Annotated in this window: 8 protein-coding genes; 4 read left to right on the forward strand and 4 right to left on the reverse strand. The window is 72.2% G+C overall.

The window, feature by feature from the left end; translation table 11 throughout:
- The first annotated feature begins 122 nt into the window (after positions 1–122).
- From WMF31_RS07945 to WMF31_RS07960, 4 genes are all read left to right on the forward strand, one after another.
- Positions 123–2,462 carry a DUF3160 domain-containing protein gene (locus tag WMF31_RS07945; RefSeq protein ID WP_436601352.1) on the forward strand — a complete coding sequence of 780 codons (2,340 nt, stop codon included), beginning with the start codon at positions 123–125 and terminating at the stop codon, positions 2,460–2,462.
- Between the two features lie 336 nt (positions 2,463–2,798).
- The gene (locus WMF31_RS07950) at positions 2,799–4,196 is read left to right on the forward strand and encodes a DUF3696 domain-containing protein (protein ID WP_436601353.1); all 1,398 of its coding nucleotides are present in this window, start codon (positions 2,799–2,801) and stop codon (positions 4,194–4,196) included.
- Complete coding sequence (locus WMF31_RS07955; protein ID WP_436601354.1) at positions 4,193–4,714, forward strand: hypothetical protein; 522 nt, start codon at positions 4,193–4,195, stop codon at positions 4,712–4,714. Before WMF31_RS07950 ends, WMF31_RS07955 begins: the two co-directional genes overlap by 4 nt.
- 319 nt (positions 4,715–5,033) lie before the next feature.
- Complete coding sequence (locus WMF31_RS07960; protein ID WP_436601355.1) at positions 5,034–7,001, forward strand: S8 family serine peptidase; 1,968 nt, start codon at positions 5,034–5,036, stop codon at positions 6,999–7,001.
- Positions 7,002–7,466: 465 nt separating this feature from the next.
- On the opposite strand, the gene WMF31_RS07965 is transcribed toward WMF31_RS07960, so the two are convergent.
- The 4 genes from WMF31_RS07965 to WMF31_RS07980 form a co-directional block, all read right to left on the reverse strand.
- Entirely contained in the window at positions 7,467–8,387 is a 921-nt protein-coding gene (locus tag WMF31_RS07965) for a transposase (RefSeq protein ID WP_436601356.1), read from the reverse strand.
- A 380-nt stretch (positions 8,388–8,767) separates the two neighbouring features.
- Positions 8,768–11,029, reverse strand: a complete 2,262-nt coding sequence (locus WMF31_RS07970; RefSeq protein ID WP_436601357.1) for an ATP-binding protein — start codon at positions 11,027–11,029, stop codon at positions 8,768–8,770.
- Positions 11,026–13,002, reverse strand: coding sequence for an ATP-binding protein (locus WMF31_RS07975; protein WP_436601358.1), 1,977 nt, complete (start codon positions 13,000–13,002; stop codon positions 11,026–11,028). Before WMF31_RS07975 ends, WMF31_RS07970 begins: the two co-directional genes overlap by 4 nt.
- A 187-nt stretch (positions 13,003–13,189) precedes the next feature.
- Positions 13,190–14,473, reverse strand: a complete 1,284-nt coding sequence (locus WMF31_RS07980; RefSeq protein ID WP_436601359.1) for a YihY/virulence factor BrkB family protein — start codon at positions 14,471–14,473, stop codon at positions 13,190–13,192.
- Positions 14,474–14,566 lie beyond the last annotated feature (93 nt).

A 14,566-nucleotide genomic window follows, 5' to 3' on the forward strand; every position in this document is an offset into this window, starting at 1 on the left:
GGAGCAGGGCTGTCTCACCCTGTCGCAGGGGACAGGTCCGGCATCCCCGCCTGCGGCACCATCTTTGCCCACAGCACCGCCGTCGCCCCGGGGTCCGGGGCGTTCTCTGGAAGGGGAACCCGATGCGCAACCTGCTTCTTCACTTTCCCATCGTCACGCTCCTCGCCACCCTCGCCGCCGGCTGTGCTGGCGACGCGCGCCAGCCCGGGCATGGCGTCTCGGGCACAGAGGAACCGACCACGCCGTCCGAGCCCGGGCCGACCACGCCGTCCGAGCCCGGGCCGACCACGCCGTCCGAGCCCGGGCCGACCACGCCGTCCGAGCCCGGGCCGACCACGCCGCTCGCGCCCGAGCAGCAGGCGGAGCTCGCCGCGCTGCTCGAGGAGCGCGACGCCTCGGCGAGCATGTCGGCCGAAGATTTCGCCTCGAAGTACGCCGTCTCCTTCTCGTCGGGCCTGTCCTACGCGCCGGCGGACGCCGAGGGCCTCGCGCTCCTCCAGGGCACCGCGCTCGCCCTCGGCGAGGCCGAGCTCGCGACGCTCTCCGAGAAGGGCTTCGTCATCGCGGACAGCCACCGCTTCCCGACCTTCGTCTACGGCTACGCGAGCATCTACGCGCTCGACCTGCCGCTCTACGTGTCCGCGGACTCCATCCTGCACGCGGTCCACAGCTCGTACGACGCGATCCTGAAGGAGGTGGAGGTCGTCTCGCTCGTGCCCGAGCTCGGCAAGATGCTGAAGGACATGCGCGCGCGGCTCGCCGCGGGCGCCGCCGGCGCGCTCGGCGACCAGGCGCGCGTGGACGCGGACCTGTTCACGGCCGTGGCGCTCGCGCTGCTCGAGGGCAAGCCCGTCGCCCCGGTCGCGGGCGCGAGCGCCGAGGAGATCGCGGCGCTCGTCGCGGGCGCCGAGGCCCACCAGGGCATGGCCGAGGTGGAGCTCTTCGGCGCCGAGCGGCTCATGGACTTCTCGCAGTTTGAGCCCCGCGGTCACTACGTCGACGAGATGCATCCCGAGCTCGAGCGCTACTTCCGCAGCATGATGTGGCTCGGCCGCGTGGATTTCCGCTTCCTCGAGACCCGGCCGGACGGCTCCCAGGTCCTCCAGCGGCGGCAGATCGAGGGCGCGTACGCGCTGCGCGCCCTCGCCGAGGCCGACACCGTCGCGCGCTACAAGCGCATCGACGACACGATCCAGGCCTTCGTCGGCGAGAGCGACTACATGACCTTGCCGGAGCTCGACGACCTGCTCGCCGACCTCGAGCTCTCCGACGCCGCCGGCCTGGCCGGCGTCCCGGACGCGCGGATCGCCGAGGCCATCGTGAAGGGGGGGCACGGCACGCAGCGGATCTCGAGCCACATCATGATCAACGGGCTGGGCCAGGGCACCTTGCCCCTCTCGTCGAGCTTCGCGCTGCTCGGCCAGCGGTACGTGGTCGACTCGCACGTCTTCTCGAACGTGGTCTACGACCGGGTGCAGGGCGGCTCTGTGAAGCGCATGATGCCGAGCCCGCTCGACGCGGCGTTCGCCGCGATGGGCAACGACCAGGCGGGCCAGCTCCTCGCGCCCGAGCTCGGGCGGTTCTCCTACGCGCCCGACCTGCACATGATGCGCGTGCTCGTCGACGCGCACCCCGCGGACTTCTGGGGCAAGAACCTCTACAACCGCTGGCTCGGCGCGCTCAGGGAGCTGTCGCCGGCGCGGGCGCTCGGCGACGGCGAGGGGCTGCCCGGCGTGGCGAAGACCGAGGCGTGGGGCCGGCGCCTGCTGAACACCCAGCTCGCCTCCTGGGCCGAGCTCCGCCACGACACGCTGCTCTACGCCAAGCAGTCGTACACGAGCGGCGCCACCTGCGAGTTCCCTGACGCGTACGTCGACCCGTACCCGGCGTTCTTCGCGCGCATCGCGGAGCTGGCCGAGCACGGCGGCGAGATCGTCGGCGCGCTCGATCTGTCGGGGGCGCCGAGGAACTTCGAGGAGCGGCTGCTCTCGTACTTCTCGCAGCTCCACGACATCGCGCGGACGCTCGGCGAGATGGCCGAGAACGAGCGCGCCGGCGTGCCCCTCACGCAGGAGCACCTCGATTTCATCAACCAGGCCGTCCGGATCCAGCACGGCTGCGGCTCTCCCGTGGGCGCCGACGGCTGGTACGCGCAGCTCTTCTTCGACCGGTCGAAGGCCGTGGAGCAGGACCCGACGATCGCCGACGTGCATACGCAGCCGACCGACGAGGGCGGCGCGCCGGTGGGCCGCGTGCTGCACGTGGGCACCGGCCTGCCGCGGCTCATGGTCGTGACGGCCGACCCCTGCGGCACGCCGCGCGCGTTCGTGGGGCTCGCCTCGTCGTACTTCCAGAAGATCACCGACAACTTCGAGCGCATGACCGACCAGGAGTGGGCCGGCGTGCTCCAGGAGGCGATGGCCAGCGACGTGCCCTGGATGAAGGATCTCGTCTCCCGCTGAAGCGCTCCCGTCCCGTCCAGCGCTCGGCCCTTCGATGCCGCTCCCCCCGGCGCCTGTGCCGAGCTGTGCCGGCGTGTCAGCGAGATCATGACGCCCGCGCGGGCCCCCCGAGCCGCTGGGCCCTCGACCGGTCGTCCGGCCAGCGCGTGATCATTCCGGCCCTGTCCTCCCGAGGTGAACGAGGCGGTTCGCCGTTGACATCATCGAAGCGCTTTGCTTTCCCTTCCTCCCCACGAGAGGGCAGCGCGGCGCGGCGACGACCGGGCGACGGGGCCGGAGCCAGGCGCGCCGAGGCCGGCCGGTCTCCAGCAGCGGCTGTTCGAGCGGGAGACGGAGATGCTGACCAAGCTGCGACTCAGGAACTTCAAGGCCTGGCAGGACTCGGGGGACATCCGGCTGGCTCCGCTGACCGTGCTCTTCGGCACCAACAGCGCCGGCAAGACGAGCGTCCCGCAGCTGCTCTTGCTGCTGAAGCAGACGGCCGAGTCTCCGGACCGGCAGCGCGCGCTGCAGCTCGGCGACGGCCGGGGCCTCGTGGAGGTCGGCACGTACGAAGACACGGTGCACGGACACGACGTCTCGCGGCCGGTCGAGTTCACGCTCCGGTGGTCGCTGGAGCGGCCGCTCGAGATCCGCGACCCGCTCTCGGGCGCGGCGTACGCGGGCGATGAGCTCGAGTTCGGGGCGCGCCTCGTCGCGGACGAGAGGCATCAACCCTGGACCGAGTCCTTCCGCTACGAGCTGCGGAGGGGTGGGGCCGGGGTCCTCGATCTCGCCGTCACGGAGCGGTCCGGGGCCAGGCAGCGCCGCAGGAAGGCCGAGTTCGATCTCTCGTCTTCTCGCTATGCGCTGGCGCGCCGCGAGGGCCACGCCTCGGCGCTGCCCGCGCCCGTTCGCTTCTACGGCTTCCCCGACGAGGTCGCCGCGTATTACCAGAACGCCGCCTTCACGGCCGACCTCGCGCTGGAGCTCGAGCGGTTGCTGGAGGGCGTGTTCTACGTCGGGCCGTTCCGCGAGGTCCCGAGGCGGCACCACCTCTGGTCCGGCGAGATCCCGGAGCACGTCGGAGCCCGCGGCGAGCGCGCGATCGAGGCGATCCTCGCCGCCGGCGACCGGGCCTTCCACTGGGAGGGGAGGCAGAGGCCGATGCCCCTCGCGCAGGCCGTGGCGGAGCGGCTGCGGAGCATGGGGCTGATCCACGAGTTCCAGGTCAAGGCGCTGGGGGAGCACCGCAAGGAGTACGAGGTCCTCGTGCGGACGGGCGCGAGGCGCCCGGAGGTGAAGCTCTCGGACGTGGGCTTCGGCGTGAGCCACGTGCTGCCGGTGATCGTCGAGTGCTTCTACGTGCCCCGGCGCTCGATCGTGATCTTCGAGCAACCCGAGATGCACCTGCACCCGCGCGTGCAGGCCGAGCTGGCCGACCTGTTCATCGACGCGATCCGCGCCCGCGAGGACGGCGAGGCGCGCGACTGCCAGCTCATCGTCGAGAGCCACTCCGAGCACTTCCTGCGGCGCCTCCAGCGGCGCATCGCCGAGGAGGAGCTCTCGAAGGACGACGCCGCGCTCTACTTCGTCCATACCGAGGACGCGAGCGCCCGGATCGAGGAGCTGGACGTCGACGACTACGGCAACATCCGGAACTGGCCGGACGGCTTCTTCGGGGACGAGATGGACGATCTCGTCGCCCGGACGGAGGCTCAGGCCAGGCGAATGCGGAAGGGGAGATCCTCGTGACCCGGGTGCCTCTGCGCTGCGTGGTCGACACGAACGTGACGATGACCGCCAACGGCGCGAACCCGGGCGTGTCCGCGGCCTGCACCGTGGCGAGCGCCAGGGCGCTTCAGGCCGTGATGGCGAGGGGGCACGTCTTCATCGATGACGGCGGGCGGATCGTCGCGGAGTACCGCGCCAACCTGAGCGCCAGGGGCCAGCCCGGACCGGGGGACGCCTTCCTCAAGTGGCTGCTCACGCACGAGTGGGGCGGCGAGAAGGTCACGCGCGTGCCGATCACGCCGGACGACGAGGAGGATTTCGTCGAGCTGCCGAGGCCGCCGGGGGGCATCGTCTATGATCGCTCGGATCGAAAATTCCTCGCCGTGGCCGCCGCGCACGCCGAGCACCCGCCGATCTTGCAGTCCTTCGACAGCAAGTGGTGGGGGTGGCGCGCTGCGCTCTCGAAGATCGGCGTGACCATCGAGTTCCTGTGCGAGCACGACATCGCGGCGAAGTACGAGGAGAAGATGGGCGAGTGACCCCCGCGCTGCTCGTGAAATGTCAAGAAGTATGAAGCGGATGCTGGCATCCGGTCGCTTGACAGCGCCCGATCGCCATGACAAGTCTGCTCCGAACGTCGCGAGCGCCTCGGCAGCATCCAGCAGGGCGCGGCGCAGGTGTCCGTGATGCCAGGGTGACGCCCAGACGCGCGCCCGGACCCTGCTTTGTTCGTATTCGAAGGCCCCTCTGTCTCCGAAGGCTCCTTGAGCCCGAGACTCAACGCTGCCGAGGACAGGCGCGGCGGTCCTCTGTTCGCCCTCGAACAGGAAATCGTCCACCCTTGCTTTTGATGCCGTGATGCCAGTCAATCAAACCAAGCACTCCAACATCGTGTCTCGTCATGTTTCTTTGCGTCGCGCCCTGCACGCGCTGCTGCTGGGGATCTCGGCCGGCGCCCTGGGCTGCGGCGATGCGGAGCCGGTCGCCGGGGTGTCGCAGCCCATGGTCGCCGGGAGCCCGGCCAGCGCGCCGGCTCGAGGCCTGCGGGCGGTTCCGGACAAGTCGCGAGCGTCCGCGTGGATCCCGGAGGACGTCTCCGACGTCCGCGTCGTGATCAAGTTCCACGAAGGGACAGGGGTTCAGCTTCGCGGCTCGACGCTGAGCAGCCCTGGTATCGGCGATCTCTCGAGCGCTGCGAGCGGCCTCGACGCCGATCAGCTGTCGCGTGATCTGGGCAGCGTCACCGCGCTCCTCGCGAAGCGATCGATGGGCCTCAAGTCCTTGTTTCCGCTGCCCGAGGCGCGGCTCGCGTCGCTCAAGGCGAGCGGCGAGCAGCGGAGCTCGAGGCGGCTCGCGGATCTGTCGCTCTATTTCGACGCCCCCTGGTCGGGAGGCCCGCGGAGCGCGCTGGTCGAGCTGGTGGAGGCGCTGAACGCCCACCCCAGCGTGGAGATCGCCTACGTGCAGCCGAAGCCCGAGCCCGCGACCGCGGCCCCGGAGGCGAGCGCCGGCGTCGTGGCCCTGGACGCGAGCACGCCGGATTTCACGTCCATGCAAGGTTACGTGGAGAGCGACGAGAACGGCATGGGGGTGGCCGAGGCGCGTTTGCTCCCGGGCGGCCGTGGCGAGGACGTTCGAATCATCGACGTGGAGCGATACTGGGTCCCCGATCACGAGGACCTCCCGGCGCCGTTCTTCTACGCGCCCGCGCCGAGCCCTGGCGGCGCGGACCACGGCACCGCCGTGGCTGGCGTCCTGGTCGGGCAGGAGAACGGCTTCGGCGTGACCGGCGTCGCGCCGCTCGCGGGCATCGGCTACGCGAGCTGGGTGGGCATCGACGTCGGGCCCGCGATCGCGCTGGCTGCCGCGCAGCTCACGGCCGGCGACGTCGTGCTCATCGAGGTGCATTCTCGCGGCCCGAGCACGACCACGTGCAGCTGCAACACCACCCAGTGCAACTACGTTCCCATGGAGTTCTTCCAGGCCTCGTTCGACGCGATCCAGACGGCGACGGCCAACGGGATCATGGTGGTCGAGGCGGCTGGCAACGGCTCGGTGGATCTGGACCACCCGACGTACGGTGGGGCCTTCGACCGGGCCGTCCGGGACTCCGGCGCCTTGATGGTGGGCGCGAGCCTGTCGACCTCACGCGGCCCGAACTGCTCCAGCAACAGCGGCGACCGCGTGGACGTCCATGCCTGGGGACAGAACGTGGTCACGACGGGAGGCGACGGCCAGCTCTACAGTGGGACGCTGGGCGAGCGGGACCGTTACACCGCGACGTTCTCCGGAACGTCGAGCGCCTCCGCGATCGTGAGCGGCGCGGTGGCCGTGCTGCAGGGCGTCGCGCGGCAAGCGTCAGGGCCGCTCACGCCGCAACAGGTGCGCGATCTGCTCGTGAATACCGGGAAGCCGCAGCAAGATCAGCTCAGCCGCAAGATCGGCCCGTTGCCGGATCTCGCCACGGCGGCGCCTCTGGTGGCGGCCAACCCCGGGAGCTGCGGCGACAGCACGTGCTCTGCGCTCGAGAGCTGCCAGTCCTGTGAAGCGGACTGCGGGGTGTGCTCCACCTGCGTACCCGCGGGCTGCGAGTCGGCGGCGCACGTGACCCTCCCTTATGTGAGCGACGGTCCCGTCGATACCTGCGTGTTCTTCGATGCTGCGAGCTCGAACCTGCAATCGTGGAACATGACGACGGTCGAGCTCAACGGAGTCAGCGTCCTGAACACGTGGGTGTCGCCCTCGAGCTATCCCCCCGCCTGCGACGGCGGATACTATCTGCGTCTGGTCGGCGACTTCGCCTGGTCTCACGCCGAAGTGAACTGATGCCGACCCGATCCGGGTTGGCCGACTCGGGTTCCGACCCGACCCAGGTTGACCTTGCCGACCCGACCCGGGTTGGCCGACCCGACCCGGGTTGGCCGGGTTCCGACCCGACCCAGGTTGACCTCGGCCGACCCAGGTTGACCTCGGCCGGCCCGGCCGACCCGACCCAGGCTGATTCCGGCCGAACCAGGTCGACTCCGGCCGACCCGACCTACGATGAGCCATCGACCGCGGCTCGCCCGTCGGTATGGAACGGCCCCAGTCGGCCCTGACAACCTCCAGCGACCCGGTCTCCGCGCCTCGTCGCCCATGCTCAGCGCGGCACGACGCATGCGTGCCCATTCGCTCAATGCTGTGTGGAGGCTCTGTCGCCTGCTCCTACTTCTGCGAACGCACAACCTCACGACGACACGCCGAAGCTGTCGCTCGCCACTGCCCGTCTCGCTCACGCTCCGGTGAGCGGTTCTACGTCGAGAGCACCACGTCGTTCACGCTGGCGCCGTGAAACGTACGCATCCACCACGTCCCCGCCGGGAACAGGGCGCTGCGCACGCCGGCACGCCATCGTTCCAGCGCCGCGCGGTACGAGGCGCGAAACGCCCGCACAGCAGCCGCAGCGGTTCGCCGCGCGTCACCCTGCTCACGGCCGACTGCGAACGTCGGATTACACTTGCGCAACACCTCGAAGCTCGTGACCCGCTCATAGGGGGGGATCTCGCTGGCTCGATCGGCGCCCAGGAAACCAAGCCCTTGCCGCTCCGCCTCCGCATGGGCCAGCGCTTCCTGTCGCTCGACCTCAGCGGCGACCTGATGGCGAAAGCCGTCCGCGTTGTCCTGGTCGATGCCCGGCGGAAGCGCGAGTGGGAGCATTGCTTCCTCGATCCACTGCGGATTTTTTGGATCGAGATATACCGAGGGACGCGCCGCGTGCAGCACGCCACGGCCGATCTCACCCACGTCCACCCTGGCGCCCGGCCATTCGCTCGCATGCCGGACGAGGCCAGCGGCCACAGGGTTCACGAGGACGTAGGCGATCTTCTCCACCACCGCCGCCTGCGTCAGCAGCCGTACCACACTCGTGGCTTCATGGTCCCATACCGGCCCCTCCCACTTCCGCAACACCTTGGTGCCGAGCGCGACGATGCGATGGAAGAACTGCAAAAATCGCGGCAGGACGCCATGCACATCGGTCACGACGAGGTGCAGATGCGTCGACATCATGCAGAAGGCATGAACCTCGACGTCGTAGCGGCGGGCCGAGACAGCAAGGACGTAGAGCATGAGCTGGTTGATGGCCGCATCGGGGCGAAAGAGGAGGTGTCGGCGCAGAACGCGCCGGGTGACCAGGTAGGTGGCGCCTGGAGCGATCTCGCGAGGCTGGCTCATGGTCGGAGCACATAGACAAGCGCCGCGCCGTGGAGTGGCGTGAATCATTTCAAGGAGTTGCCTCGGCCTGTGGGTGGCGGCCGCCGGCTTCTGCCAGCTTCCGCCATGCTGGGCCGGCGTGTGGCGCTGCCCCAACCCGCGATACAGTGCAGCCAACCGGGATTGCGACGCGGATCGCGGCGCGGCGCGATCAACCTGGGTCGGCGCAGGCAACCTGGGTCGGCGGTGCAGGCAACCTGGGTCGGGTGCTCAGCGACCTGGGTCGGGTGCTCAGCGCAGGCAACCTGGGTCGGGTGCTCACTGCTTGTTCAACCTGGGTCAGGTTGTCCGGCTTGTCCAACCTGGGTCAGGTTGTCCGGGTCAGGTTGTCCGTCCGGTCCTCAGGCCGCAGCGGCGCCGGACAGCAGCACCCGTGACAGCTCTGCCGGCGCCGGCAGCGCCGCGCTCCCGAGCCCCCGCCGCGCGACCGCGAGCCACCGCATCGGGTCCATCACCGCGCCGCTCGCGATCGCCGAGAGCAGCCGCCTTCGCATCCAGTCCTTGCGCCGGTAGAAGCTCGTCCCGTGCTCGGCCGTCGGGCGCGGGACGTAGCTCGCCAGCGACACGTGCGTCTTCTCGTGGAGCAGGAGGTCGATGAGCGCGCTGAAGGCGATCGCGTCGTCGCGCACGAGCACCGCGGTGAGCAGCGCCCGCACCCGCGCCGAGGCGAGGTTCACGCTGATGCCGCTCCCGTCCGTGTGCGCCATCTCGTCGGGGCCGTAGAGGTCCTGGTGCACCCAGATCGGCGACGTCGGCAGGTCCGCGGCCTCCGAGATCGCCGCGTCGAGCCGCTCGAGCACCGTCATGGCCGCGACGACCGCGCGCACGCCGGGCACGTCGGCCGCGAGCTTGAGGAGCACCTCGCGCGAGGTGCGAGGCATCGGGCACGCCGCCCCCGACGCGCGCGCGGCCCCGGCCGCGGCGGCCGCGAGGGGCTGCGCGGACGCGCCCTCGGTCACGAGCCGCCGCCAGAACGCCTGCGCGAGCGGCTCGTCGATGGCGAGGTACACGAGCTCCCCGGGCCGCGCGAACGGCGCCTCCCGTCCGAAGGCGGCCTCGCGCGCGGGGTGGGGGGCGCCCGGGTGCCAGCGCGCGGTGCGCCGCGCCTCCTGGAACGGAGCGCCCTCGAGCGGCCGGAGCACCCCCGCCCGGTGGGCCTCCAGGAGCTCGCGCAGCGTGAGCGGCACGCTCCTCCACTGGAGCTGGCCCGGCCGCGTCGGCGGCGCGGCCCCCGCGGCGCCCGCCTGTGCCCGCTGGCCGCCGGCGTCGACCACGATCGACCGGAAGAGCGGCGCGTCGAGCAGCCCGCTCGCGAACCGGATGACCTGCTCGGGGGCCGCCACCGTGGGCGTGCGCGCGGCAGGGTCGAGCTCGTCCACCCGCTGGGCCGACGCTATCGTGATGCTCTCGCCGAGCAGCGCCGCGGCGACGAGCCGGTCGAGCACCGACGAGAGCCGGTGATCCACCGCGCGCAGCAGCTCGCGATCGTAGAGCGCGTCGCGCAGGATGAACCGCTCGAAGGCGGCGACGATCGCCGCCTCGACCGCCGCGGCCGCGGTCGCCGCGACCGCCGAGCGGCCCTTGTTCAGCGGCACGCCGATCGGCAGCTCCGCGACCAGGCCGAAGCCGGCCGCGGTGATCGCCCGCGCGATCTCGCGGTGCAGCCCGAGCTCGGGGCCGGGGAAGGGATCGATCCGCGTCGCGACCGTGAGCCCCTTCTGGGTGATGGTGAGCTGCGGCTCGATGCCGTCGCCGCGGCCGACGAGGAGCTCGAGGGCGCCCAGGACCTCGCCCGACGGCGAGAGCGCGATCGGCACCTCCGCCGCGCGCCGGAGGCGCCCCCGCGCCGTGTTGACGAGCGCGCCGTCGACGTAGATCCGCGCGACGTTCGGATCGACCAGCCCCACCGCCGCGGCGACCTCCGCGGCGAGCGCCGGCCGCGAGACCCGCTGCGCGAGCGACAGCCGCACCGAGGTGCCCGTCGCGCTGCGGCGCTGCGGCGCGGGGCCGCGCGCGCGCCCGTCGCCGGCGAGCGCCGGGGCGGGCGCGGGGGGCAGGCGGGGCAGCGGCAGCAGGGTCCACGAGAAGTCCTCGTAGCGCGGCCCCGCCCCGAGCGGCGCCACGAGCAGCCGGTGCCCGTCGGTCGCCGTCGCGGTGACCACCTCGATCCAGGGCGCGATCTCCAGCGCCGAGAAGAAGCCGATCCCGTGCTCGCCGATCGCGTCGGGCTCGCCCGCCTTGCCGCTCCGGAACGGGACGAGCAGGTCGGTGAGGAGCTCGGTCCGGGTCATGCCGCGGCCGTGATCGGTGACCGAGATCTCGCGCCCGTCCTCGCTCGAGCGGACGTCGATGCGGGCGCCGGGCGGCGAGGCGTCGAGCGCGTTCTGGAGGAGCTCGCGGAGCGGACCGACGCGCGACGACGCCTGCGCGTAGATGGTGCGCGAGAGGATCCGCTGCGCGAGGTCCGGCACCGTGGCCTCGCTGCGGCAGGCGGCGACGATCGCGCTCCGCGCGGCGCCGCTCGCCTGGAGGTACGCCTCGGCGCGCCCGTGAATCCGCACGAGGAGCAGCTCCGAGAAAAGCCCGTACGAGATCTGGCTCATGGCTCGCCTCCGGACGTCCAGATGCCGGCCCCCAGCGCGGCGCTTGCCGCGTCGTCCACCGGCTCGCCGACGATGAGATCGCGCTCGAGATCGGCCTCGCGCACCCCGGAGGCCCGATCGAAGGCGGCGCGCAGGGCGTACCAGTCGCTCCAGCCCGCGGGGCGCCGGACGGCCGCGCTGTCGTCGCGGATGAGCAGGAGGCGGCGCGTCCCGAGGCACGGCAGCGGGCCGGCCGGCCGCCGCTCCGCGACGCGGGGGAGCGGGAGCGCGCCCGGGATCCCGCGCGCCGCCGCCGCGCTCCCGGCGGCGCCCGGCAGCGGCCGGCTCCGGCAGAGGGCGACCAGGGTCGTGTGCGGGTTCGGCGCGCGGGCGAGGAGCAGGGGGATGCCCGCGAGGTCGGCCCGGCGCCGCGCGAGCGTCGAGAGCGTCTCCGGCGGATCGAAGTCGAGCTCCTCCTCGAGGAGCTCGCGCTCGCCGGGCAGGTGGGGCTGCCACTCGCGCTCGGCCCAGAAGCTCTCCGGCACGAACAGCCGCTCGGCCACGCTCGGCCCGAGGAACCCGAGCAGCGCCTCGCGCCGCTCGGCCGTCACCATGCAGCGCCCCGGGCCGAGCAGGGCAGCGGCGACGTCCTTGGCCACCTCGTCCCAGCCGGCCGATTGCAGCATCAGCGCGCTGATCTGCGCGGCCACCTCGGCGAGCCGGTCGCGCGCGCGGCGGCCCTCGCCGCGCGCCACGGCGAGCTGGATCAGCCGCCGGTGGAAGGCCGCCGCAACCTCGGTGAACTCCGGGCCGACCTTGAGCGCGTCGCGCCCCTCGGTCAGCTCCACCACGCCGGGGAAATCGATGAGCGCGAGCTCCGCAAGGGCGAGGCACGCGTCGACCTTGACCCCGGCGTGGAACGTGGCCGCCGAGATGCTCGGGAGCAGCCCTCGCCCGCCGAGGTGGAACCGCGCGAGGAGCCCGTCGCCGCGCGCCTCGCCGACCGGACCGCCGCGCGCCTCGCCGACCGGACCGCCGCGCGCCTCGCCGACCGGACCGCCGCGCGCCTCGCCGACCGGACCGCCGCGCGCTTCGCCGACCGGGCCGCGCGCGCTTCCGGGGGCCCGGCCGGCGCGGTGCGCGATCGGCTCCTCGATGAGCTGTCCTCCCGAGATCAGCCGGCCGTCGTTCAAGGCGGCGCCGTCGAGCAGCACGAGGGCGCGGCTCGCCGGGAAGAAGTGCAGCGCGTCGCGCAGGTACGCGCGGACCGCGATCGCCTCGAGCTGCGCCGACGTGACGCGCACGCGCGTGCCGAGCAACGGCGCGATGCGGCGCACGGAGCACATCAGCGCGGAGGTGAGCTCGACCGACGCGCGGCCGCGGGCGCGCCCGGGCTCCTCTGCGGCCGGCTCGTCCGCGGCGCAGGCCTCGTCGTCGCCGGACCAGGCCACGACGCGGATCGCCCACCCCTCGACGCCGTCGCCGGTGGTGAGCTGTAGGCTGAAGCTCTCCGGGTGCGCGAGCCCGAAGCCGAGCACGGAGAAGAACCCGACCCCGAACCGCCCGAGATCGATCCCGGGCCGCTTATCTGTCGCGAACGGGATGAGCAGCCGTGAGAGGATTGCCCGGAGCCCCATGCCGGCGCCCGTATCGCAGACGTCGACCCGCCCGTCGGCGACGGTGACCTCGACGACCGGCTGCGGGGCGCGGGCGGCGTCGGCGGCGTTGAGCACGAGCTCGACGAGCGGCCGGAGCGGTTGGCCGAACTGCCTGGAGATCTCCTCGTCGAGGATCTTGAGCAGGTAGGCGCGGTCGATCGGCGGCTCCTCGAGGTCGCGCTGTCCCGCGCACAGCGCCTCCAGCGCCGGGCGGTGCAGGCCGACGGCGACCAGCTCGTGCAGCGGCCCGAGGAAGTACAGCCCGGCATCTCCTGGAGAAGGCGTGGGGTGTCGGCTGCCACCCCCGTCCCCTCCCGCTCCGTAGTGCGCGTGCACGCTCGACCGCTCCCCCTCACGCCCGCCCTCGACATCTCTCTGCGCGAAGCGCGCGCACCCACCGTGCGAATGCGCGCCGGGTGAGCCGCCGAGCGGCGAACGAGCGACGGAGCTTTCACTGCCCGTGCCGAGCCGAGCGGTCGTGCGACGATCGTCCGTCCTTCAGCGCGCGGTCGCCGTTGCGCGCCTATCCTGCGACCCGCTGCTCTGGCGCCGAGCCCGGGGCGCCGCGCTCCTCGTCCTCGTCCGCGCCCTCGTCGTCACCGAGCCGCGCCGCGGCGCGGCGGGGGAGCGTGGCGCTCGGGCGCGGCGTGGCGCTCGGGGGCAGCGGGGTGATCGAGGGCGGGATGGCGCTCGTGGGGGACGGGGTGCTCGTGGGGGACGGGGTGCTCGTGGGGGACGGGGTGCTTGTGGAGGACGGGGTGCTTGTGGAGGACGGGGTGCTTGTGGAGGACGGGGTGTTTGTGGAGGACGGGGTGCTCGTGGAGGACGGGGTGCTCGTGGGGGACGTGGCGCTCGGGAGCAGCGGTGTGCTCGGGAGGGGCGGCGCGCTCGGGAGCAGCAGGGGGCTCGCGGGGGGCGGGGAGCGCCGGGTGGGCGGGGAGGGCTCGGGCAGATCGGCGAGCGAGAGCGGGCTCCATTTGCCTGGGGGCGGGATCGACATCACCCCGTCCCGCTCGCGCTCGAGGCGCGCGTTCAGCTCGCCCCCGATGAGCAGGGCCAGCGCCTGCAGCCACAGCCAGAAGAGGAAGGTCGCGACGGTCGCGAGGCTCCCGTAGAACGTGGCGTAGCGGCCGAGCGTGGCGACGTAGAGGGAGAAGAGGGTCGACACGATCGCCCAGAGCACCACCGTGAGCACCGCGCCCGGGAAGATCCGGCGGCGCTCGATGTTCGGGCGCTGGATCGAGATCCGGAAGAACGCGGCGACCATGCAAATGACGAGTCCTGCGGGGAGGGCGAAGGCGACGACGCGGGCGCCGAGCGAGCCCGAGAGCGAGCCGATGAGCACGCCCACGCCGGCCACGACGGGCACCACGGCCAGGCTGGCCACGACGCACGCCGCCGCGATGGCCCTGCGCACGTACCAGGGGCGCTCGCGGATGTTGTAGATGGTGTCGAACACGCCCATGGCGGTCGAGAGCCCGGAGGACGTGAGCCAGAGGAAACCGGTGAGGCTGATCGGGGCGACCGCGGACGACTGCGCGAGCCGGATGAGCTCCTCCGAGACGAGCGCCGCGACCTCCGGGGGCACGGCCTGCAGGATCGGGCCGACGATCACCTCCGACCGCTGGTAGCTCCGGCTGAGCACGTAGCCGGCGAAGGCGGCGAGGGGGATGAGGCTGAGGAACGCGTCGAAGGCCATCGCGCTCGCGGCCCGCGGCGCGTTGTGACGATCCAGGCTGACGATGACGCTCCACACGGCCCTCAGGGCGCGGTGGTGCTCGATCTGTTGCCGGATCCTGGCTGGCACGGGAGCAGACTGTCTCCCTCTCGCACGGGGCGCAATACCATCCACCATGCGTTCCCGGCTCGGCGGATCTCGCGGGGGTCGCATGGTCGCCGG

The organism is Sorangium sp. So ce1036 (assembly GCF_051369805.1).
GTDB lineage: Bacteria > Myxococcota_A > Polyangia > Polyangiales > Polyangiaceae > Sorangium > Sorangium cellulosum_F.